At 59.8% G+C, this 22,753-nt stretch carries 15 protein-coding genes and 1 tRNA gene; 9 read left to right on the plus strand and 7 right to left on the minus strand.

The window, feature by feature from the left end:
• Positions 1 to 108: 108 nt before the first annotated feature.
• Positions 109 to 2,487 carry a PKD domain-containing protein gene (locus tag XX99_RS09545; protein WP_231581222.1) on the plus strand — a complete coding sequence of 793 codons (2,379 nt, stop codon included), beginning with the start codon at positions 109 to 111 and terminating at the stop codon, positions 2,485 to 2,487.
• Positions 2,488 to 2,576: 89 nt separating this feature from the next.
• On the opposite strand, the gene XX99_RS26695 is transcribed toward XX99_RS09545, so the two are convergent.
• Complete coding sequence (locus tag XX99_RS26695) at positions 2,577 to 3,011, minus strand: hypothetical protein (protein WP_082125417.1); 435 nt, start codon at positions 3,009 to 3,011, stop codon at positions 2,577 to 2,579.
• Between the two features lie 292 nt (positions 3,012 to 3,303).
• On the opposite strand from XX99_RS26695, the gene XX99_RS09555 reads away from it, so the two are divergent.
• Positions 3,304 to 4,188 carry an SDR family oxidoreductase gene (locus tag XX99_RS09555; RefSeq protein ID WP_050059108.1) on the plus strand — a complete coding sequence of 295 codons (885 nt, stop codon included), beginning with the start codon at positions 3,304 to 3,306 and terminating at the stop codon, positions 4,186 to 4,188.
• 242 nt (positions 4,189 to 4,430) lie between these two features.
• Here the strand turns inward: XX99_RS09555 and XX99_RS09560 are convergent, their stop codons facing one another.
• Positions 4,431 to 6,620 (minus strand): winged helix-turn-helix domain-containing protein, encoded by a 2,190-nt coding sequence (locus tag XX99_RS09560; RefSeq protein WP_156185894.1) that lies wholly within the window; start codon positions 6,618 to 6,620, stop codon positions 4,431 to 4,433.
• Positions 6,621 to 6,796: 176 nt separating this feature from the next.
• On the opposite strand from XX99_RS09560, the gene XX99_RS09565 reads away from it, so the two are divergent.
• On the plus strand, positions 6,797 to 7,408 hold the full coding sequence (locus tag XX99_RS09565; protein WP_156185895.1) for a hypothetical protein: 612 nt from the start codon (positions 6,797 to 6,799) through the stop codon (positions 7,406 to 7,408).
• Positions 7,409 to 8,117: 709 nt separating this feature from the next.
• On the opposite strand, the gene XX99_RS09570 is transcribed toward XX99_RS09565, so the two are convergent.
• Positions 8,118 to 8,209 (minus strand) — tRNA-Ser (locus XX99_RS09570).
• Between the two features lie 361 nt (positions 8,210 to 8,570).
• Here XX99_RS09570 and XX99_RS09575 point away from each other — a divergent pair.
• Positions 8,571 to 9,473, plus strand: coding sequence for an alpha/beta fold hydrolase (locus XX99_RS09575; protein ID WP_050059111.1), 903 nt, complete (start codon positions 8,571 to 8,573; stop codon positions 9,471 to 9,473).
• Positions 9,474 to 9,527: 54 nt separating this feature from the next.
• Here XX99_RS09575 and XX99_RS09580 read toward each other — a convergent pair whose 3' ends face one another.
• A complete protein-coding gene (locus XX99_RS09580; RefSeq protein WP_231581223.1) occupies positions 9,528 to 10,154 on the minus strand; it encodes a dihydrofolate reductase family protein in 627 nt (208 codons plus the stop codon).
• A gap of 147 nt (positions 10,155 to 10,301) precedes the next feature.
• Here XX99_RS09580 and XX99_RS09585 point away from each other — a divergent pair, with 147 nt between their 5' ends.
• From XX99_RS09585 to XX99_RS09605, 5 genes are all read left to right on the plus strand, one after another.
• Entirely contained in the window at positions 10,302 to 12,011 is a 1,710-nt protein-coding gene (locus XX99_RS09585; protein ID WP_156185896.1) for an alpha-amylase family protein, read from the plus strand.
• Positions 12,012 to 12,071: 60 nt separating this feature from the next.
• Entirely contained in the window at positions 12,072 to 13,328 is a 1,257-nt protein-coding gene (locus XX99_RS09590) for a flavin monoamine oxidase family protein (RefSeq protein WP_050059114.1), read from the plus strand.
• Between the two features lie 124 nt (positions 13,329 to 13,452).
• Positions 13,453 to 14,745 (plus strand): glycoside hydrolase family 27 protein, encoded by a 1,293-nt coding sequence (locus XX99_RS09595; protein ID WP_082125418.1) that lies wholly within the window; start codon positions 13,453 to 13,455, stop codon positions 14,743 to 14,745.
• Positions 14,746 to 14,982: 237 nt separating this feature from the next.
• A complete protein-coding gene (locus XX99_RS09600) occupies positions 14,983 to 16,305 on the plus strand; it encodes an MFS transporter (RefSeq protein ID WP_050059115.1) in 1,323 nt (440 codons plus the stop codon).
• 184 nt (positions 16,306 to 16,489) lie between these two features.
• A complete protein-coding gene (locus XX99_RS09605) occupies positions 16,490 to 19,000 on the plus strand; it encodes a 2-oxoglutarate dehydrogenase E1 component (protein WP_050059116.1) in 2,511 nt (836 codons plus the stop codon).
• Between the two features lie 284 nt (positions 19,001 to 19,284).
• On the opposite strand, the gene XX99_RS09610 is transcribed toward XX99_RS09605, so the two are convergent.
• The 3 genes from XX99_RS09610 to XX99_RS09620 form a co-directional block, all read right to left on the minus strand.
• Complete coding sequence (locus XX99_RS09610) at positions 19,285 to 20,649, minus strand: amidohydrolase family protein (RefSeq protein WP_050059117.1); 1,365 nt, start codon at positions 20,647 to 20,649, stop codon at positions 19,285 to 19,287.
• Between the two features lie 2 nt (positions 20,650 to 20,651).
• Positions 20,652 to 21,947 carry an amidohydrolase gene (locus XX99_RS09615; RefSeq protein ID WP_231581224.1) on the minus strand — a complete coding sequence of 432 codons (1,296 nt, stop codon included), beginning with the start codon at positions 21,945 to 21,947 and terminating at the stop codon, positions 20,652 to 20,654.
• A 153-nt stretch (positions 21,948 to 22,100) separates the two neighbouring features.
• Positions 22,101 to 22,691, minus strand: a complete 591-nt coding sequence (locus tag XX99_RS09620) for a GNAT family N-acetyltransferase (RefSeq protein WP_050059118.1) — start codon at positions 22,689 to 22,691, stop codon at positions 22,101 to 22,103.
• Positions 22,692 to 22,753: the final 62 nt, after the last annotated feature.

Here is a 22,753-nt window from a genome sequence, read left to right on the forward strand (position 1 = left end):
ATCGGGAAAAACGGCAGGGTGTCTGTTGCGAATTTAACTACGGCTGTGCTGCTCTCTGGCTTCGCTATGACCGCGCTCTGCGCTCGGTCATCTGGTGAAGAGCAGGCTTTGCAAATCAAGGTAAATCCGGCAGACGGCAGGTACACCATTGCCATGCCCGGCTCCGAATCGTCTGCTTTGCGTGCCGGGATCGGAGTCGAAGTAGATGGCCGCTGGCTCCGTGCATCCGATTACCCGCGGCATGAATTATCGCAGTCGCAGGGTCAGGGATATCTTGGGCAATTAACAGACTGGCAGGTGACTTACTCCGGAGTAAGTGGAGCGCCAGACCTGGTCTATCATCTCCGCGCCTATTCTGGAGAGCCCTTCGGCGATATCCAGGTGACGGTTCGCAATACGACCGGGAAGCTCGTTCACATCGAAGGCATTCGTTCCGTGGATGCCAGCGAAGGAGCGGTCATCGATCTGGGAGGACCGGCCGCCGAGGATCGCGTGCTCTCCGATAGCTGGAGCGAAGACCGCCCCGGCATGACCATCCACAATCTGGCCGATACCAAGCAGCAGATGCATCGCGCGGTTGGCAGCCAATTGATCTATAACCTCGCCAGCCATGAGAGCTTGTTTCTTGGCGCGCTCTCCTCGGACCAGTTCCTCACCGTTCTGCGGCTCCGCCTCGCAGACAAGTCAGCTACCGAACCTCATCTGGCTTCCTATGAAGTCGATTCGACTGGAACTACTGAGTTGGAGATCGAGAATTCGCTTGAGCATTCTCCTGCCGAGGATCGTATACCGCTAAGTCTGCCCGTGAATCCCGGCGCTGAACTCTCTTCCGAACGCGTGCTCTTCAGTCTGTCGAAGGATTATCACCATCAGCTTGATACCTATGGTTCGCTCATCAAGCAGATCCACCATGCGAAGACTTCAGCACCGCCGTTGATGGGTTGGTGGAGCTGGACGGCATACTACTTTGGCTTGAACGATGGAGCGGCCTTTACGAACGCCAAGTGGGAGGCGGAGCATCTCAAATCGCTCGGCTATAACATCTTCCACATTGATGAAGGCTATCAGTACGCGCGTGGAGAATACAGTACGCCGAATGCGACTCTCTTTCCCGATGGTCTCGCCCCGGTGTACTACAAGGTGCAAGGTCTCGGCCTCGTCCCCGGGATATGGACAGCTCCTTTTGAAGTTTCCGAGCGCTCCTGGGTGTATCAGAATCGCCCCGACTGGTTGGTAAAGAATGCGTCAGGCAAGCCGATCCATGCAGGCACGGTCGAGCACCGCAAAGATCAGCTCTACGTATTGGACAACACGAACCCCGGCGCCCAGGATTACCTGCGCAAAACCTACTCCACGCTCGTAAATCTCTGGGGCATCCGCTACATCAAGATGGACTTCATGGATGACAGCGCGATCGAAGGCTACTACTACAAGCCGAATACAACGGCTCTGGAGGCGCAGCGCATCGGGCTGAAGACGATTCGCGACACCGTCGGCGACGGCGTCCTTCTCGACAAGGATGGCAGCCCCATGTTGAATCCGGTGGGATTGGTAGACTACGGACGCATCTCGCAAGATACCGGTCATACCTTCAGCGCCAGCAAGGAAGCAGCAACCGGAATAGCGGCTCGCTACTATATGAATAGGAATTATTTTGTGGCCGATCCGGATGCTTTTACCGTGTCGACGCAGACCATCAAAGACCAATCCTGGCACGAAAGTAAAAAGCCCGCGACCCTCGACGAAGCCAGCGTTTCCATTTCGCTCGCCGCCGTCTCAGGAGGGATGTTCGAGATAGGCGATGACCTCCCATCGTTAACGAAAGACCCCGAGCGTCTCGCACTGATCGAAAACCCAGAGCTGATCAACATGATTCGACTCGGCAAGGCATCGTTGCCACTGGACCTCATGACCTATTCGGCCGAAGACGGGCAGCCGAGCGTCTTCTTTCTGAAAGAGGATCGGCGGCAAAGCATTCTGACCGTCTTCAACTGGAGCGAGAAGTCGCGCGATCATTCGATCGATCTCGCCGCTGCGGGACTGCCTTCAGGCGGACACTATGAAGTCACCGATGCTCTCGATGCGAAAGATATCCTGGCATTGAATGGCGGCACGCTCGCATTGCAACAGCCGGCTCACTCGGTGCGCCTGATCAAGATTGTCGATACACAAATTCCGGCAACTCCTCCGAGTGTGACGATGGATCATCCTTCGGAGGGTAAGGCTGGAGATTCGCTGGTCTTCTCCGCACAAGGCAAGGGAGACGATCCCGTGGTCACCTATCGTTGGGATTTCGGAGACGGCGTGACCTCGGAGGGGAGGGAAGTGAATCATGCCTATACCGAACCGGGAGAATATAGCGTACATCTGACGGCCACGGGGCTCGACGGGCTGAGCTCGCAAGATCATTTCGAGCTGCGCGTCACCGGCCACATACCGACCACCTTCGATCCGGCAAACATCAAGCGCTATCAGCCTGCCAACTAGAAAACTGCAGCGTGAGAGCCGAGAAGCAAAAGGGCAACGCCGGTTTCGGCGTTGCCCCTATGCTGTTTACTCCGCAAAATCAAATCACTCTAGCGATGACCGCCGCCACCACCATGCGAGAATCCGGCTGCGTGCTCCCCGCCTCCGTCATGGCCGGCATTTCCTATGTGGCCCTGACCGTCCCTGGCCTCATTCGCATGAAAGTGATTGAACGCGCTCTCCCCACGATCCGGCATCGGTCCCGCATACCCGTGATGAGGATCGTAACGGTTATCGACATGGCCATAGAAGCCATGCGGACCGTGGAACCAGGGACCGGCTCCAATGAAAATGCCGCCAGTAAACCAATCAGGCCCGTAGTAGCCGTAAGGAGCGCATGGGTACGGGGCATAGTCGAAGTAGCCGTAAGGGCAGACAGGCGCGACCCCAATGTTGACGGATACCTGAGCGGGTACGACTGCACTGCTGGCGAAGAACATCCCAGCACCTAGGGTCAATGAGCTTAGAAACCTGAATTTGCGCATACTTTCACCTCGCGGATGAGGCTAACAGAAAGATGGTGCTCCTTTCCTCTGAGGAAACCACCGAAGGTAACCCATGCCGAAGCATCCCTGCGGGGAACTACTCAGCGTTAGCAGCGGCGATGCATCTAAGAAGATCCACAAAGCTTCCGGACGATTGAGCCAGGAATGCGGACTATCAGCCTGGATCGTCTGAGCTACCGTCCCATCTAGTTCATGACGAGGTGCAAGCGCGGCCTCTCATCTGTGGCGGGAAGACGATTCAGTCCTCAATTGAAGCGAAGGAGAATTCATCATGCGTATTTTTGTTACCGGCGCGACCGGTTTCATCGGTTCAGCCATTGTTCCCGAACTCATCAACGCCGGCCATCAGGTGATCGGGCTGACACGATCGGATGCGGGCGCACAATCCCTCGAAGCCGCTGGCGCAGAGGCGCATCGAGGCACTCTGGAAGATCCGGCAAGTTTGCGGGGTGGGGCAGCCAAGTCGGACGGTGTCATTCACTGTGCCTTCGACCATGACTTCTCGAGATTCGTAGAGAACTGCGAGAAAGACAGGCGCGCAATCGAGGCTCTGGGCGACGCACTCACCGGATCTGATCGCCCGCTGGTCATCACCTCCGGAACCGGAATGGGGAACGCCGCGCCAGGGCAGCCAGCGACCGAAGACCACTTCAATCCCGACCATCCGAATCCCCGTAAAGCTTCGGAATTGGCAGGCGTTTCGGTAGCTGGCCGTGGTGTCAACGTGTCGGTGGTGCGGCTTCCGCAGGTCCACGACCCGGTGAAGCAGGGCCTCATCACTCCCTACGTCCAGATAGCTCGCGAGAAGGGAAGTGTGGCGTATGTCGGTGACGGACTCAACCGCTTTCCCGCAGCGCATGTCCTCGATGTTGCCCGTCTCTACAGGCTGGCGATAGAAAAGCATGAAGCTGGCAGCAGATATCACGCGGTTGCGGAAGAAGGAGTGTCCGTTCGGGACATCGCTGAAGTTATTGGCCGCGGCCTGAAGCTTCCGGTAGTCAGCCTCTCACCGGAGGAAGCGCCAGCTCATTTCGGATGGCTCGCACCGTTTATGGGTTTCGACATGCCCGCTTCCAACGCGCAAACTCGGCAGCGGCTGGGATGGCTCCCAACCGGTCCCAGCCTGATCGCGGATCTCGAACAAGTGCGCTATTAGAAAATGCACTACGAGAAGTGGACTACTAGGCATGACCCCACACCCGCAACAGGCTCGTAGCCAGCACGCCCGCGCCGAATAAAGGGTTAGAGCCGGGGCAACTTCTGTTGCCATCAGCGCATGGGGAAGAGTTTTTCTGCGCTCCAACAGCGGTCGAGCCTGTTGGCCATCTTTGATGTGATCGTTTAAATCGCCTGCCGTGGCCTGGAGCGCGGAGCTACAGCAGGCGCACTTTCGCGAGCTCAGGGAAGCGAAATACGGTACAGGTTCCGGTGAACGGTGGTGTTCACCCAGGCATAGTGTTCGGGGTCCTTGCCCGGCACCAGATCTGCGCGCCTCACGGATTTCGCTCCCGGAACCACGCTTGGTTCGGCCAGCGGTGCAATCCCACCCACGGGAAGATTGGACAGGCTTTCTCCCGGCCCCACTGGAATCGCCAAACTCCGCCCTGCGCTGGTCCGCGACGGATCCTCTACCGGAATGAATAGAAATCTACCGTCCGTCGACCACTTCGGGAGACAGTAGCTTGTGCATATGTGCCGCGCGCGCCCGCCATCCAGCGGAATCGCCATTACCGAGGGAAAGTCCCTGTCCGTTGTTCGGGAAACCACTGCCATCGCCCATCGCCGCCCTGGCGATACCCCCTGGAACTCGGCGATGGGATACGGGAACACCTTCGAACGGTTCGAGCCGTCTGGATTCATCCGCTCCAGGTAGTTCTTGTTTCCCTCCGTCTCCACGAAGAGAATCTGTCCATGCACCCCGAAACGCGGCCATCTTCCGCCAGGATTGCCCACTTTACGCGCCGCTGCGCTTCGGTCTAAAGGAGCCAACCACAGCTGCGTCGTTCCCCCAGGCGCCAGGGTTGTGTACACCGCCTGCTTGCCATCTGTCGACACATCGTAGGAGCTCATCGAAGTTCCTGGGAACACCGCCTCGCTTTTCCCCGAGTCGATCTCCGTGCGCCATAGCTCCGCACCCGAAGCTTCTCCATGCCGCAGCAGATAGTAGATGTTCTTGGAGTCCGGGCTGAAAGAAGGAGATATCCCGCCGATCACCTCACCCTCTGAAGAGAGCGGCCGCTCGTTGTTCCCATCGTGAATCCAGAGAGCGCTTTCATGCACGCCAACCGATGTGATCAGCGCCCGCCCCGTTTGTTCCACCGCAATTCCTTCCTCCTCGGTAGGTCCGGAGGTGATTTGCTCCGGCGTCCCTTCCGGAAAACGCTGCCGCCACAGGTGGCTCCGTCCTTCGACCACAGCGGTGAAATACATCCAAGCCCCGTCCGGCGACCACCCCGCAGATGTGCATGCACCTGCCGGTCCCGCCTGTCGGGCCGCGCGCCCGCCGTCCAGAGAAACCAACTTGCACGATATCCAGCCTTCGCCGTTCATCTCTACTATTAACGCCCAGTGGCGATCCGGTGATGGATACGAGTAATGTGCCATGCCGCGTTCATGCGGCGGGAAATAAATTTCGCGCAGGTCCGCGCGGGTTGCTGTCGCCGTGACCACTCCCATATGGATTCCCGAGGGGATCTCGGAAAAAAGCAGCCGCTGGGAGTCCAACCACACCAGTCCCGCCGCATTCTTCAGTAGAAGATGAGGTTCGCCTCCCAACGCCGATACCTGATAGGTGGAAAATCCGGAACTATCGAATACCGTGTACGCGATCTGCGACCCATCCGGAGAGAATGTAAGCCCGTACTTTGCCCGATCGTCGTCGGTGACGCGCCTCGCCTCTCCGTTCGGCAGCATCTTGATATAGATTTGATCGGAGCTGAGAAATGGGTTGCCCCCTCGAACAAATGCCAGCATTCGTCCATCCGGTGACAATGCCGGCGCAACCGCCGAATCCGTGAAGTCGGTGAGCTGCGTATACCGGACCTCCGGCGGACGATGCCGCCATCGATAGAGAGCCATGCCGCCGAGCGCAAGGAAGATGCAGCTCCCAACTCCCACATACCAGGCCACCTGTTTTCTTCGCGGATGCCGCGAAATGACGGCAATCGCTTTGGGTATGTTCGGAGGCGAGGAGACCGGGAACGGCAAGGCTGGCACAACCGTCGAAACCGATGCGACAAACCTATACCCTGCCCCGGTCACCGTCTGGATGAAGCGTGGTTCGCTGGGATCGTCGTGGAGCAGGTGCCGAAGCTTCCGGATCGCCGTATTGATCCCATGTTCGGTATCGACGAATATTTCGCTCGACCAGAGCCGCTCGGCAATCTCCGCCCGGCTGACCAGCTGCCCCTCCCGGGAAACCAGAAGGATCAGCAACTCCATCGGCTTGCGCTCTAAGCGCAGCGGCTGGCTCTTGCGCAGCAGCTCGAAGCGTCCGCAATCCAGCCGGAATTCGCAAAATTCATACACCGCACCCTGTCCCCTGTTGGCCGCGGAACTGATCTCCGGACTGGGTACGCGATTCGACACGTCTCTTGTGCCTCGGTAAGCACCCCATGTGTATCAGGGAAAAGGCCCGCTTGGAAAGGGTTTAGAGGTTCACCAAATCTTTACCTCCGGCTTTACCCCTGCTTCATTGCCTGCTCCGGGCCCGCTCCAGTTAGCTTGCTCCTCAATCGGCCATCTTGGCCCGAGGAGGAGAAACGATGAGGGCAACATATTGGAAGTGGATGTCAGTGGTGAGCGCATTTGCGCTGGCCTTTTCCCTGGTTCCTGGGGCCGCGGCGCTGTGCGGTCCGTCCAACAAACTAATCAAACCTTCAGCCTGGTCCCCGCAGTATGGCATTGCCAGTCCGCAGTTCGTCAAAGCGGGCCTTGTTGACTACGACGATCACGAACCGTCCATCGTGGGATTGTGGCACGTCGTCTTCACAGGTCAAACCATGAACGGCGGATCGTACAGTCTGCCGGAACCCTTCGACAACTCGGTCGTCGTCTGGCACGGAGATGGAACGGAGATTATGAACTCCTCGCGTCCCGCGCAAGACGGAAACTTCTGCCTCGGTGTGTGGCAGCAAACAGGGAAGCGCCAATACTTCCTCAATCACATTCCCTGGCAGGGCAACGACCCAACGGGAACCCCTACAGGTGGAGCTCAAATGCTCGAGAAAGTCACCTTGAGCCCGGACGGAAATTCCTACACGGGCAAATTCACCTTTCAGGCCTACGACATCAACGGAAATCCCTCACTCGAGGTTTCCGGCACACTGACGGCAAAACGCATCACTCCGGATACCCCTTTCAGCTCTCTGCTTTGAGAAGTGATGACCTGCTTCGGGGAGACGGCGGCTTCCATTTCGACGACCTCCCCGGGCAAGAATTTGGTCGATGGTTCGTCTCACTCTCGACCGACGTTCGCCGGGCTGCTCGTCAATGGGCTCATATTCTCCTGCCTCGGAGAAGATGAAGAACCCGTCAACGCCTATGGCTTTGACCGTCGATGTACAGATAGAAGCCGAACGCGAGACCACAGACAACCAGGACGCTTAGGAAGACGGAAAGCAGAACAGTGACGATCATTGGGATGCCTTTCAGCTGAAGAACAGAACGAGGCAAAACCGGCTGGGGAGGCCCAAACAGTTAATCGTCAAAGTGGCCGATTTCCCTTTCAGGATGTGGTGTGAGCCAAATCTGGCGCGACTGGATATTCCGAGCCGTTGAACAACTTGTGCAACGCTATGAATTCAGTCTCGGCGGGTCTCACGACGCCAACCGAGTATCACGCGATAAGCTACAAAGCTCTCGCTCAATACCTTGCTATCGACGCCAGACTGGACCAAGGGAACGCAGCAGACTGGGTGGCACCGGAAGCAGCATTAGAGGCCGAATCCATTCGAAGGAATTGGGTGCAAGGGCAGGATAGACGCAGGTTTGGAGCGGTTTAGCGCGACTGAAGCGACACTGCGTGGTATCTCCAACTGCACTATTATCTATATCTTTTTAAATTGAACAGCCTAGATGGGTTAATGGCGGAGAGGGAGGGATTCGAACCCCCGGTAGCCTTTCGACTACGTCTGATTTCGAGTCAGGTGCATTCAACCGGGCTCTGCCACCTCTCCGTACCATGGCCGGCGACTGGGCGCTTCAGCGATTGTACCGAAGCGTGTCGCTGTCCTTTTCAAGCCATTCCCGATTCTCACGGCATGCGCCAATCGCTCCACCGGGACGTTTGTCATGATGAAGAGACACTCTCTTCATCGCTCCTGACCTTGACCCTGGGATTTTGCGCACGGTTTGAATCTCGATTCCGGCCTCTCTCAGTTTAGTGGCAAATGCTCGCCTATGGCAATGCTCTCTATCCCTCCGCAGACCGTCCTTCACGAGGCGTCTGAGAGGAGTTTTCTACAGGGAATCGAAGTCATCGAAAGGGATGAGGCGCGACGGCCTTCAGAAACCGCGGCCTGTAGTTATGCTGAAAGCATGTCGAACGAACAAATCGCAACAGCGTTTCCCGTCGAGGACCACTCGGCCGCAGTCAATGGGATCGATCTTCACTATCGTGTGGCCGGCGACGGCCCCGTGCTCTTTCTTGTACCTCCGGGCTGGGGCGTGGGTTCCCACTATTTGCAGCGGGGATTTATTTCTCTGGCCGAGCGCCACAAGCTTATCTTCGTCGATACCAGAGCCAGCGGCCGTTCGAGCCGCCCCGCCGATCCCTCCCAGATGCGCAGTATCGATATGGCCGATGATCTGGAGGCGCTCCGCATTCATCTCGGTTTCTCCAAGGTCAGCGTGTTGGGCCACTCCAACTCAGGGGCGATTGCCTTGTCCTACGCGGAACGCTTTCCCGAGCATCTGGACAAGCTGATCGTCTCCGGCAGTCAGGTGCTTGGCTTGAGCGCCTCCGCCGATACGCAAAGAATTCTCCAGGAGAGAGCCACCGATCCGCGTTTCGAGGCAGCCGTGCAGGCGGTCTCCGCATTCTTTGGCGGTCAGGCCAGCCCTCCGAAAGACGACGAAGCTCTGGGGGCATTCATCGCTCGGGTCTTGCCGCTCTATCTTTATCAGCCGGAGAAAACGCTCTCGCTTCTGCAGCAGCAGCTCGCGGGACCGATCTCCTCGTATGCCTTCAACGCACAGTTTGCCGCCGACGCGGCCGACCGTACTGACCTTACGCAGGCTCTGAATCAGATCGCAGCCAAGACCCTTATCCTGGTGGGCCGACACGATTTCATCTGCCCCGTGGCGCTGTCAGAGCATTTGCACAAGAGAATACCGCCATCCCAGCTCGCCATCTTCGAGGAAAGCGGACATTTTCCATGGCTGGAGGAGCCGGAAAAATTCTTTGCCACGTTGAATGATTTCCTTCGCCGGCCTGCTTAGACGTCGACGGCCATCACGCAACGCGTCTGTATAAGGGGATCTCTTCCGGTCCCCTTACCTGAGGGAGGCGGCGTAGCACAGCTCAACGAAGCCATTCTTGTAAGCGGTCACGTTTTTCAAGTTCCACGTCTTCTCCGTCTGCGATTCACCGAAGAGACGAAGTCCGTCACCCAACAGGACAGGTGCGACGGTTAATCGGATCTCATCCACCAGGCCGAGTTCGAGAAAGCGCTGGCATAGCATCGCGCCACCCACCAGCCAGATGTTTCGAAATCGCGGCGCGAGTTTGGTGTGAACCAGCATTTCGAGATCGCCCGAATAGAACTCGACGCTCTCCCTCGCCGGTGGCCATTCTCTGCCGCTCACCACTACTGTCGGAGTGTCGCCATAGGGCCAGCCCAGTTCCAGCGCGTGTTCATAGGTGCGCGAACCGAGGACATAACAGTCGATGGCCTTGACGAAGGCTGCGGCCTCGTCCTCCGAAACGGAAATGCCGGCTTCGTAGACGCTTCCATTGCCCTCCAGCCAGGAGAGGCTGTTGTCTTTCCTTGCGATGAACCCGTCAAGGCTTGAAACCGCGTGCAGGGTGACTCTCGATTCTGTTGCATGTCCTTCGCCCGGCATATTTCCTCCCGTCTTGACTTTGGTGAGTGCAGACTGGAGCGATGCTTTTTCGCTCACGAAAGATCGTACAGGCAATTTGCTGAAGTTCTGCCTGCTCTTGCTTTGACCTCTCGAAGAAAAAGTTTCGTCGTCGGCGACGAGAGATCGCCTCCACCTCGCGCTCCGAAATTCGATACCATCGCCAGTGAATACAGGAGCGGCCTGTTGAACGACGAAGCGATTTCTCTGCCTACGCGGCGATCTGTCTTACGCGGTATTGGCGCTGTAACCTGCGCGGGCATTGCCGCCAACGCGCAGCCGACTGTTGCAGCGGTTGAAACCAAGCCATCGGCCAGCTTCTTTCCGATTCTCCGCCAGCCGGATGCAGTCCGGGCCTACGCCGAAGATCCCAACGCAATCTCTCTACGCCGAAGCGGCTCGGACTGGACACAAGAGAGCCTGCGTTTCACCTGCAAAGAGAGCAGCGATAGCCTGCAGCTCACGTTGAGCGCGCCAGCGACTGCGCTCTCGCGCCTCCATCTGCGCTGGAACTTTGCGGTGCGCCCGGATCTCCGCCTGCTTGGTGACGCCTGGGAGCGCAGCTACGGAGAGCTGAGCTGGCGATCCATCCTCCCCGAGCGCCCCATGCCCTGGTACTTCCTGGCCTTCGACGGCAGCTCCACGCACGGCTACGGCGTCAAGACCGGAGCAGCCGCGTTCGCCTTCTGGCAGTGCGATCGCGAGGGTGTTTCGTTGTGGCTCGATGTGCGAAACGGAGGCCGTGGAGTGCTGCTCAATCAGCGGTCCCTGGAACTGGCGACCGTGCTCACGCGCAAGGGGCAGCCGGGTGCAGACCCGTTCGCATCTGCGCGTGCCTTCTGCCGCGAGCTCTCACCCTCGCCGCGGCTGCCGAAGACACCCGTCTACGGCAGCAACGACTGGTACTACGCCTACGGAAAGAGCTCGGCCGAGGACATTCTGCGCGACGCCGACCTGATGGCGGAGCTGGCTCCCTCCACCGGGCCGCGGCCCTTCACCGTGATGGATGAAGGTTGGGAGCACAACCCGCGCTTTCCGCAGATGGACGAGATGGCCGCGCAGATTCGCCGCAAGGGCGTGCGGCCGGGAATATGGGTCCGTCCGTTGCGCGCCCGCGGTGAAACCAATCAGTCCCTCTTGCTGTCGGCAGAGCGCTTCGGCGCTCGCACCGAGCGGCACGCCGAAAACCTCGCCTACGATCCGACCATCCCCGAAGCCAGAGAGAAGGCCTTGGCTTCGATCCGCAATCCAGTCGCGTGGAAATACGATCTGGTGAAGCACGACTTCAGCACCTTCGATATGCTGGGCCAGTGGGGATTCGAGATGGGCCCGTCGCCAACACTTGCAGGCTGGAGCTTTCACGACCGCTCGCTCACCAATGCCGAGATCGTCCGCGGTCTCTATCAGGAGATCCGGCAAGCAGCGGGTGAGGAGACAATTCTCGTCGGCTGCAACGTCGTCGGGCATCTGAGCGCTGGGCTCTTCGAGCTGCAGCGCACCGGCGACGACGTGAGCGGCAGGCTCTGGGAGCGCACGCGGCGCATGGGCGTAAACACGCTCGCCTTTCGGCTCCCGCAGCACAACACGTTCTTCGTGATGGACCCCGATTGCGTGCCCATCACGGACGCAATTCCATGGACGCTAACCAAAAACTGGCTGGACGCCGTCACCGCCAGCGGCGCTTCCTTGGTCGTTTCCCCAAGCCCCGGTGTCTTGAACGGTGATCGTCGCGACGCCGTCCGCGCGGCATTTGCAATTGCAGCATCCCAGGGATTGGAGGCCCGCCCCAAAGACTGGCTTGACTCGCGAACGCCGCAGAACTGGCAAGCCGGAGCGGGGCAGGGTCGCAGCTATGAATGGTTAGAAGATGGTGGCGCTTATCCCTTTGAGGTTTGAGTTTTGCAGTCAATTTCTCAACCAATGGTTTATAGGTCTCCACCAGATTAGGAAGATGCTTTGAATATTTCCGATGTCATCGTGATTGGAGCCGGCATCGCTGGGCTCGCCGCCGCTCGCAGGCTTGCGGAGGCGGGCTGCAGTGTCACCGTGCTTGAGGCGCGCGAACGTGTCGGCGGCCGCATCCTGACCGTGCGTGCTCCGCAGGAGGATCTTCCCATCGAGCTGGGCGCGGAGTTCGTACATGGCCGCCATCCGCAACTGCTCGCGCTCATTGAAGAGGCGGGACTCACGCTCTTCGAGCGGGAGGGACGGCCATTCTGCTACGAGAACGGAAAGGTGGGCGACTGTAGCTTCGGAGATTTCTTCGGTGTGCTCGACGACCTCCCGGCAGAGCCCGATCTATCCTTCACGGAATTCCTTGCCCAGGCCAAACTCCCTCCACGCGTCGCGGAGCGCACGAAGAATTACGTCGAAGGCTTCAACGCGGCCGACGCCAACCGCATCGGCACCGCCGCGCTGCGCAAGCAGCAGGAAGCCGAAGAGGCCATCGAGGGCGACCGCCTGTTTCGCGTGCTGGAGGGTTATGACCGGCTGCCCGAACACGTGCTGCAGCGGTTTCTCGCCGCCGGTGGAGAGCTTCATCGCAACACGCCGGTCACTTCCATCGATTGGAAACCCGATCAAGTGCGCGTCCAGACCGCAAACGCGGAGCTTCCCGAGTTATCCGCTCGGCGCGTGGTGATTACGCTGCCGCTGGGCGTGCTTCAGGCCGGAAGCGTGGCCATTCGTCCGCAAGCGGATGCGATGACCGCGGCGGGAAAGTTGGCGATGGGCGCGGCCACGCGCATCACTCTGCTCTTTCGCGAGCACTTCTGGGAATGCGTCACGCCGGAGTTAAGCTTTCTGCTGACACAGGAACGGCCGCTCCCCACCTGGTGGAGCAGCTTCCCCAACAACGCATCGGCGTTGACCGGTTGGGCTGGAGGCCCTCGTGCAGCGGCCGCTCCTGCAGGCCTTCCGCTGCAGCAGGCAACGCTCGCAATGTTGTCCCGGATCTTCGAGCGAGACGATCTTCGCTCGCTCCTGATCAGCGGCCACACCCACGACTGGCAGACTGACCCCTTCAGCCTCGGCGCATACAGCTACGCACCGAAGGGAGCGCTGCACGCCTCCGAGGAGATGACGCGGCATGCCGAGAACACGCTCTTTTTCGCCGGCGAGCACACCGATACGACGGGGCATTGGGGCACGGTGCATGCGGCGCTAGGCGCCGGACTGCGCGCCGCGGATCAGGTCCTGGATTCGCTGCGCTAGCCTTTTGGGCCGGTGATTCTTCGTACAGATATGATTGTTCGCCCTTTAACCGATTGGTGTACACTGCGCTTCGTCCTCTGATTAGCTGCTTGCCGCACTTGAAACAGGAAGGAGTTTGTTTGCTATGGCCAGGAAGTTTTCGCGTGTTCTCCCGCTGCTTTTTGTAACCGCTTACTTTTCACTCTCTGCACTCGCCCAGGGAACATCACCCACCCCGCCCATGGGCTGGAACAGCTGGAACCACTTCGCCGAAAAAGTAACTGACGCCGATGTGCGTGCGTCGGCCGATGCGCTGGTTTCGAGCGGGATGCGCGACGCCGGCTATGTCTACGTGAACATCGACGACACCTGGCAGGGCAAGCGCGACGCGAGCGGCGTGATCCACCCCAACAGCAAATTCCCTGACATGAAAGCTCTCGCCGACTACGTTCACTCCAAGGGGCTCAAGCTGGGCATCTACTCCTCGCCTGGACCGACCACCTGCGCCCGCTACGAGGGCAGCTACGGCCACGAGGTGCAGGATGCGAAGACCTATGCGGGCTGGGGGATCGATTTCCTCAAATACGATCTCTGCGGCTTCCGCGATGTGATGCGCAAAGAGGCCGGCAACGACAAGCAAAAAGCTTTTGCGATGCAGAAGGCTGCTTATCTGAAGATGCGCGACGCGCTGGTCGCCGCGGGCCGGCCCATCGTTTACAGCCTTTGCCAGTACGGATGGAATGACGTGTGGGAGTGGGGCCCGGAGGTCGGCGGCAATCTGTGGCGTACCACCGGCGACATCAATGACACCTACAGCCGTATGGTCGAGATCGGCTTCTCGCAGGTGGGGCTGTCGAAGTTCGCCGGGCCAGGGCATTGGAACGACCCCGACATGCTGGAGGTCGGCAACGGCGGAATGTCGGAAGACGAATATCGCCAGCACATGACGCTGTGGGTGATCCTGGCCGCGCCGCTGCTGGCAGGCAACGACCTCAGCAAGATGACTCCCGCGACCCTGGCCATCCTGACCAACAAAGAGGTGATCGCCGTGGATCAGGATTCGCTGGGCAAGCAGGGCGATCGCGCCTGGGCCAAAGGCTATTCGGAGATCTGGACCAAGCCGCTCAGCGGCGGAGCGACCGCAATCGGCCTCTTCAATCGCGATAAAGAGCCCGCATCCATCACGCTCAATCTTCGCGAGATCGGCCTGAGTGACACAGCGAAGCTGCGCGATCTCTGGAAGGGAAGCGATGTCGAAGTCAGCGGCGGAAAATACACGGTGACCGTTCCCGGCCACGGAGCAGTGCTGCTCAAGACCAGCGCCGAATCCATGCGAGCCGGCCAGGACTGCGACCGCCCAATGAGCGAACACCTTGGTCTGCCTTGCCGGAATAATGGGCTCGCCACAGGGCAGCTTCAGCAGTTCAACGTCCAATAAATAAAGACGTCATTCTGCGCGGAGCGAAGAATCTCAGCGAAGCTTGGTCCAGCTACATCGCCGAGATTTTTCCTCCCGATGGCCGCCAGAATGACGTACTAAAACGAAAACCAGGTCCCCACATCTCGATTTTGAGATGTGGGACTCCACATTAACAGCGGCGCCGATGGGGAGGCGTTCAACAGCGACCATCCGCCATCCGCCTCGACACCATTCGCCGTCCCGATAGACTGAGTCATGAGCGAATCCGCAGCTCCGCCCGCAGCGGCCCTGGACACACTCGATCGAGCGGCGGTTCTGCGCCGGGTCTCCTGGCGGCTGATGCCGTTTCTCTTCGCGCTCTACGTCTTCGCCTATCTGGACCGCGTGAACTTGAGCTATGCCGCGCTCTCCATTCGCCGCGAGCTGGGCTTCTCTGACACCGTGTACGGCGCGGGCGCGGGACTCTTCTTCATCAGCTACGCGCTCTTCGAGGTGCCCAGCAACCTGGTGCTGCTGCGCCTCGGGCCGCGGCGGTGGATCGCCATCATCATGACCGCGTGGGGCGTGCTCTCGACCTGCATGGCGTTGGTCCACACCCCGCACAGCTTCTATCTGATCCGCTTTCTTCTGGGCGCAGCCGAGGCGGGATTCTTTCCCGGCATCGTTCTTTATCTCACCTACTGGTTTCCCCTGGCGCAGCGGGCGCGCGCGATTGCCCGCTTTATGACCGCGACGGCAGTCGCCGGAATCATCGGCGCGCCATTCTCGACCCTTCTTCTGCGTCTCAATGGCGTGGCTCATATCGCTGGATGGAAGTGGCTCTTTGTCGGCGAGGGATTGCCCTCCATCGTTCTTGGCTGCTGCGTGCTCTTCGTGCTGACCGATCGGCCCGAGGATGCAGCGTGGCTCTCGCTTCCCGAGCGGCAATGGCTGCTCGCCGAGGTGAAGGCGCATGAGACGCAATCTGCAACTACGGCCGGTACACATCTGCTGCATGCCTTTCGAAACGGTACCGTCTGGCTGCTGGCTTCGATCTACTTTGCCATCTCCGTCGGGCTTTACGGGCTTAGCCTGTGGCTGCCGGTGGTGGTGAAGAATCTCTCCCACGCCGCCGATCTGCATGTGATCGCGCTCACCGCGATTCCGTACCTGCTGGCCGCCGTTGCCATGCTTTTGGTCGCGCGCAGCTCGGACCGCTCGGGCGAGCGCAAGTGGCATCTCTGCGCCTGCCTCGCCGGAGGCGCGATCGCCTTCCTGCTCAGCGCCGTTCTCGTGAATCCGCTGCTGGCCATTACCGCGCTGTTCGTTGCCGCTGCCGGAATCTGGGGCGGCTTCGGCCCCTTCTGGGCGTTGCCCACCGGCATGTTGCGCGGAGCAGCCGCCGCCGGCGGCATCGCCCTCATCAACTCCATTGGGGCGCTGGGCGGCTTCTGCGGGCCGTATCTCATGGGCCGGGTCAGCGACCTCACGCACAGCTTCCGCGCGGCCTTGCTGGTGTGCAGCGCGTTGCTGCTCATAGCTGCGATCATCGCAGCAGCATTGAAGCCGGCACGTATCTCCAGACCGGTTTCGAACTGACCCCTACTCCGTAATAAAACAGTACCCGCGTTAATAACGTATCCGCCTTATTACTGGAGATGCTCCGGACGAAGGGGGGATAATAATGAAAGGGGTAAAATAATATTCAGGACGCAGGGCGAAATAATTATTAGTGGAATTTATGCGGCTCTTGTGCCGTTATATACCTGCAGACATACCCTATATGACCGCGACTAAGCTGGCTTCCCGACCGACCGACGCTCAATCTTTGGCTCAACGTGAACAGATATTTGAAGCTTTTCGGCGCTGGGGCTATCTTCAGGCTCAGCTCGATCCGCTGGAGCAGTATCTCTCTCCGGAGCGCATCCCGGAGCTGAACCTTTCCGGTCCGGATGCGGACGAGGCGCGCGGCTATTATTGCTCGACAGTCGGCGCGGAGTTCATGCACATTCCCTCGGCCGAGCGCCGGAAGTGGATCGCCGAGCGGCTGGAGACCAATCCTCTGGCGGCGGACGAAGCCGTCCAGCACCGCATTCTGGAGCTGCTCACCCGCGCCGACATCTTCGAGCAGGTGATTCAATCACGCTATCTCGGAACCAAGCGCTTTTCGCTTGAAGGCGTGACCGCGCTGATCCCATTTCTCGACGAGCTGCTGCATCGCGCCGCCGAACACGGCGTGCAGAAGTCGGTGATGGCCATGAGCCATCGCGGACGCCTGAGCGTAATGGTCAACACCTTCGGCAAATCGGCTGCTGACATCTTCTCCAAGTTTGAAGACGTCGACCCGCGCAGCATCCTGGGCGGCGGCGACGTGAAGTATCACGTCGGTGCCACGGGAACATTTCTGACCCGCAACGGTGAATCGATCTCGCTGCACCTCGTATCGAACCCCAGCCATCTCGAGGCGGTCGATCCGGTGGTAGTGGGTCGTGCGCGCGCTAAGCAGACTCGTTATGGAGCCGACGGTGTCAACCGCGTGCTGCCCGTCATCATCCACGGCGACGCGGCCTTCGCTGGCCAGGGCATCTGGGCCGAGACCATGAACCTCGCCTCCATCGACGGCTTCTCCGTCGGCGGCACTATCCAGATCATCGTCAACAACCTGATCGGCTTCACCGCCGAGCCGGACGAGTCGAACTCCACACGCTTTGCCTCCGATCTCGCCAAGCGCCTGCCGGTGCCCATCTTCCACGTGAACGCCGAAGATGCGGAGGCGGTGATTCGCATCGCCGCGCTGGCTGCCGAGTACCGGCATACCTTCCACAGCGACGTGGTGGTCGATCTGATCGGTTATCGCCGTCACGGCCACTCCGAGGTCGACGACCCCACCATCACCCAGCCGCTGCGCTACAACCGCATCAAGAAACACGCTCCGCTGTACGAGATCTACGCCAAGCAGACCGGCGCCGACATCTCCGGCCGCGTAAAAGAGCTGCAGGCGGAGTTTACCGACGCCCAGAAGCGCGCGACCACCATGCAGAAGATCCCCACGCTCGCGCAGCTTCCCGAGTATTGGTCGCCCTACAAAGGTGGTCCGCACAAGGCCGAGTATGAAGTCGAGACTGGTCTGGACCGTGAGACGGTTGCCACGCTCTCGCAGGGCCTGAGCTCCTATCCGGAGAGCTTCCACGTTCATCCCAAGATCAAAAAACTGTTGGAACAGCGCGCCGAGATGGGTCGCGGAGATCGCCCCTTCGATTACGGCATGGCCGAGGCGCTGGCCTTCGGATCGCTGGTGAAGGCCGGGGTTCCGGTGCGCCTCAGCGGGCAGGATTCGCAGCGCGGCACCTTCAATCAGCGCCACTCCGTGCTCATCGACATCGAGAACGAGCAGCCCTATATTCCTCTCAACCATCTGGCCAAGGAACAGGCGCCCTTCGATGTTTACAACTCCATCCTTTCGGAAGCCGGCGTGCTCGGCTTCGAGTATGGATACAGTCGCGACTATCCAGAGACGCTGGTGCTGTGGGAGGCGCAGTTCGGCGACTTCGCCAACGGCGGCCAGATCGTCATCGATCAATTCATCTCCGCGGGCGAAGACAAGTGGGGGCTGCTGAGCGGCCTCACGCTGCTGCTGCCGCACGGCTACGAAGGCCAGGGGCCGGAGCACTCCAGCGCACGCATCGAGCGTTACCTGCAGCTCGCGGCGCATGACAACATCCAGATCTGCCAGCCCTCGACGGCCGCGCAGTACTTCCATCTGCTGCGGCGGCAGGCGCTGCGCAAGTGGCGCAAGCCCCTGATCGTCTTCACGCCCAAGAGCATGCTGCGCCATCCCGATGCGATTTCACCCATCGCAGACTTCAGCCGCCCGAACTTCCAGAACGTGATTCCGGAGACCGAAATTCAGAACGCCAAGCGCCTGCTGCTGTGCACCGGAAAGATCGGCCACGAGCTGCGCGTCGAGCGCCAGAAGCGCAAGGACACCACCACCGGCATCATCTTCCTCGACCAGCTCTATCCATGGCCCGAGGCCGAGCTGACCGCCGCCATCGAGGCGCATCCCAACGCGCACGAAGTGGTCTGGGTGCAGGAAGAGCCGGTGAACATGGGCGCGCAGTGGTACGTGATGCCCCGGCTCCGCCGCGTGGCCCGCGACCGCCAGGTCCTCAGCGTCAAGCGCTCCGAGGCAGCCAGCCCAGCAACCGGCTCAGCCAAGGCTCATGATCTCGAACAGAAGACACTGATCGAGCTAGCGCTCAGCAGCGGTCTGCAGGACAAGGTCGCGAAGTAGGGACTGGCCGTCCAGGCATTGGCGGCTACGCCGCATTCTCCTGCTTTCCATGATCCTCGTCGCATTCGGGTGGATTTCCTGCGGTGCTCTACATCTCAAAATCGAGACGTGGAGCACCCGCTTCCCTGAGCAAAAAAGAAGGGTCATTCTGAGCGCAGCGAAGAATCTCAGCGATACTGGTCGCGCACATCCCTGAGATTATTCCTCCCGTTGGTCGTCAAAATGACGTCCTGTGGAGATGGTACGGAAGAGTCGAAGCGCTTAGAGCGCCTGGACGGCCAGTCCTACTTGCTGTACTCATCCCGCAACCGTGTCTGGCGTGACACCATCGGGATCGCGTGGCCCTCGATGTAGACCTGCTTCACATCCGTCCGCACATCCAGAGGGTCGCCGTTCGCGATGACCACGTTCGCGAGCTTGCCTGCGTCGAGCGAGCCCAGTTTGTCGGCCACGCCCCACATCTCGGCGGGGTTCAGCGTGATCGCCTTCAGTGCCTCGTCATAAGGAAGTCCATACGCAACGGCATAGCCCGCAGCATAAGGCAGGTTGCGCTCGAAGCCTCCAGGGTTTCCGCTGCTTCCTCCGGCGGAGGAGAACGCGATCTTCACGCCGCGCTTGGAAAGCTCCGCAGGCAGGGTAAACACCGAATCGTAGCGCTCGTTGGCGGCAGGGAAGTCGTAGATCGGTCCCACGATCACCGGCACTTTGTACGCGGCGATCTTGTCCAGGATCTCCTGGCTGTGAGTCACATGGTTGAGGATCACCTTCAGGTGAAACTCCTGCGCGATCTGCATGTCGACTTCGATCTCATAGCCTTCGTAGGCGGCCAGCACCACTGGCTTTTCGCCTCTCAGATAAGGCAGCAGCGCCTCTGACTTCAAATCGATCTTCGGCTCGGTGGGAGCAGGCTCCTTCTTGTCGCCCTTCTGCCACTTCGCCAGCTTCGTCTGGTACTCGGCCTTGGCTGCGGCGTAAGCCTGCGCGTCGATGAAGGTCTGGCGCAGCTGTGATGCCAGGCCCATCCGGGTGCTGGGAAACTTGACGCCTCCATTGCCGCGCCGCCGCTGCTCTCCGGAGAAGTTCATGGGCAGCGCCACATCCTTACCCAGGATCATCTGGTCGCGATCGCGCCCGGCAAGCTGGATAAAGATGTCCTGCCCGGGAAGGGAATCGTCCGAGGCCGGCGCGACGATGGCGTTGGTGATGCCGTTGAGCCGGGTGATGGGAATGTGCTCCGTCTCCGCGTGAAAGGCATCGTAGACGTGCATGTTGGGAAAGATTTCGTCGCTGGTTTCGACCAGGTCGTTGCTGGCGTCGTCGGCCTCGATCTCGCTCAGCCCGAGATTCGTCTCGGAATCGATCAGCCCAGGATAGACAGTCATCCCCTTGGCATCGACAATCTGCGCTCCATCGGGGATCTTGACGGAGTCAGCCGTGCCCACCGCGGCGATCTTGCCGCCGGAGAGAACGATGGTCCCGTTCTCGATTACCCCATGGGTGATGGTCAACAGCTTGCCGCCGGTAATGGCGACCGTCGGAGCCGCTGCGCTCATGTCCACAACCGGAGCGCTTTGTGCGGACGACAGAGCGGGGCAGAGACCTAAAGAGAAAGCAATCGCAGCAGTTACAAAAGGCTTGGAAGGATTCATTTTCAGTTGCCTCCTTCGCCGTCGGCATCGTCATTGCCGTTGCCGCTCGCGTCGTGCATCACGCCGCTGAAGTGCGTCGTTCCAAAGCCGGAGAGGCTGCTGTCGAAGAAGAGATCGCCATCGATATAGACCTTCTCGGCGCGCGCGTAGGTGGAAAGCGGGTCCATATTCCAGATCACCAGGTCGGCGTCCTTTCCGGTATCGATCGAGCCCACATGGTCATCGACGCCGATGATCCACGCCGGGTTCAGCGTGATCATGCGCAGGGCTTCTTCCTCGGTGGCGCCGCCGTAGCGCACCATCTTGCCCGCCTCCTGGTTTAAGCGGCGGATGTAGTCGTTCGAATCGCTCTTGAGAGCAACGCGTATGCCCTGATGCATGGACATCACTGCGTTCCATGGGATCGCATCCCAGGCTTCGTCCTTGTAGCCCCACCAGTCCGCGAAAGTGGCGATGGCCGTGCCCGTCGGAGCGATCTTGTCGCCCACCTTGTACATCTCCAGCGCATGATGGAAGGCGCGAATCTTGTACCCGTACTCTTTGGCGATGGCCTCTTCGGTGAGAAACTCATCGGCGCGATAGCAGTGGATCTGCACATAGAGCTTGCCGCGCAGCACGTCCGCGAGCGCTTCGAGCTTCAGGTCGACAGCCGGCTTGACCGCGTCCTTCTCGCCCTTCGCCACCTTGGCGTTGTAGTCGTCCCACTTGGCCATGTAGACCTTGGCATCTTCAAAAGCCTGGCGCATCACCTCGAAGTTGCCCATGCGCGTCGAAGGCAGCTGACCGCGGCTTCCATACACCCGCTTGGGATTCTCGCCGCTGGCGAACTTGATGGAGCGGGGCGCGTTGGGAAAGAGCATCGCGTCGCGCGAGAGCCCAAACTTGTTTTTGATGACCACGGCTTGGCCACCGATCATGTTTGCCGAGCCGTGCAGCAGCAGCTCTGTCGTCACGCCCCCGGCCAGCGCCTGGTAGAGAGCCTTGTCGCGATTGTCGAAGGCGTCGATCATCATCATGCTCGGAGTGACCGGGCTGGTGGCCTCGTTCACGTCATTGTTCAGAGCCGAGTGCGAGTGGGGATCGATGATGCCCGGCGTCAGATATTTTCCCGAGGCATCGATCTTGACGGCATCCGCGGGAGCGTTGACCGTGGCTCCGTAGCCGGCGATCTTCCCGTCATGAATCCACACGCTGCCGTGCTCGACCGTGCCGTGGGTCACGGTCATGACCGTGGCATTGGCGATAACGATGTCGTGCGGGGGCGTGCTTTGAGCGAGGGCAAACGACCCCGCAGGCAACAGTACGCAGAAGGCAAGAAGATGATTTCGACGCGAAGGAATGGAAATTCTCCTATTGATTGGAGTTGATAACTAAACTTAGGCCGGATAGCCGAGTATATAGGATCGTCTGCAGCGGTAATGAACCCGGTCAGCTTTGCGCAGCCACAAATTTTAGCTGTATCGCGCCATCCGCTCCCGCAGTCGCGCCTTCACTCCGGGCCATTCCTCGGCGGTCACGCTGAACCACACCGAGTGCCGAAAGCTGCCATCGGGCATGATCATGTGATTGCGAAAGATTCCTTCCTGCTTCGCTCCCAGGGCCGCGATGGCCGTCTGCGATTGCAGATTCTCGTGGTGGGTTTTGAGCGCGACCCGGATCGCGCCCAGCTCTTCGAAGGCGTGCTGCATCAGGAGATATTTAGCCTCCACATTGATGCCCGTCCTCCGCCATGCCGGAGCCAGCCAGGTGCCGCCGATCTCCAGTCCGCGATTGCGCGCGTCGATATCCATGTAGCGTGTCGAGCCCACGACGCGCTTGTCCGCAACCGCCCGGGTCACGAAGGGAAGCGCCCATCCCTGCGCGGCCTGCTTCAGCGCCTGTTCCATCCAACGTTGAAGATCAGCTCGGCTCTCCACGCGCATCGGCATCCATTTCCAGATGCTGGGCTCGAGTCCTACCGCCGCGAGCTCATCGAGATGCTCCATCCGCATCGGTTCGAGCACGACGTGCTGGCCTTCGAGGGTAATTGGCGTCACCGCCATTGTCTTCGCATCCGGCATACGAGGAAGTTTACCGAATGAGAATTTGATATAGCACCGCGAAC

Origin of the sequence: Silvibacterium bohemicum (assembly GCF_001006305.1) — a bacterium.
GTDB lineage: Bacteria > Acidobacteriota > Terriglobia > Terriglobales > Acidobacteriaceae > Silvibacterium > Silvibacterium bohemicum.

Bases quoted from the DNA above. Each gene is read 5' to 3' on its own strand.
- XX99_RS26695 (WP_082125417.1), bottom strand. From the start codon at position 3,011: ATGCGCAAATTCAGGTTTCTAAGCTCATTGACCCTAGGTGCTGGGATG.
- XX99_RS09555 (WP_050059108.1), top strand. From the start codon at position 3,304: ATGCGTATTTTTGTTACCGGCGCGACCGGTTTCATCGGTTCAGCCATT.
- XX99_RS09565 (WP_156185895.1), top strand. From the start codon at position 6,797: ATGAGGGCAACATATTGGAAGTGGATGTCAGTGGTGAGCGCATTTGCG.
- XX99_RS09575 (WP_050059111.1), top strand. From the start codon at position 8,571: ATGTCGAACGAACAAATCGCAACAGCGTTTCCCGTCGAGGACCACTCG.
- XX99_RS09595 (WP_082125418.1), top strand. From the start codon at position 13,453: ATGGCCAGGAAGTTTTCGCGTGTTCTCCCGCTGCTTTTTGTAACCGCT.
- XX99_RS09600 (WP_050059115.1), top strand. From the start codon at position 14,983: ATGAGCGAATCCGCAGCTCCGCCCGCAGCGGCCCTGGACACACTCGAT.
- XX99_RS09605 (WP_050059116.1), top strand. From the start codon at position 16,490: ATGACCGCGACTAAGCTGGCTTCCCGACCGACCGACGCTCAATCTTTG.
- XX99_RS09610 (WP_050059117.1), bottom strand. From the start codon at position 20,649: ATGAATCCTTCCAAGCCTTTTGTAACTGCTGCGATTGCTTTCTCTTTA.
- XX99_RS09620 (WP_050059118.1), bottom strand. From the start codon at position 22,691: ATGGCGGTGACGCCAATTACCCTCGAAGGCCAGCACGTCGTGCTCGAA.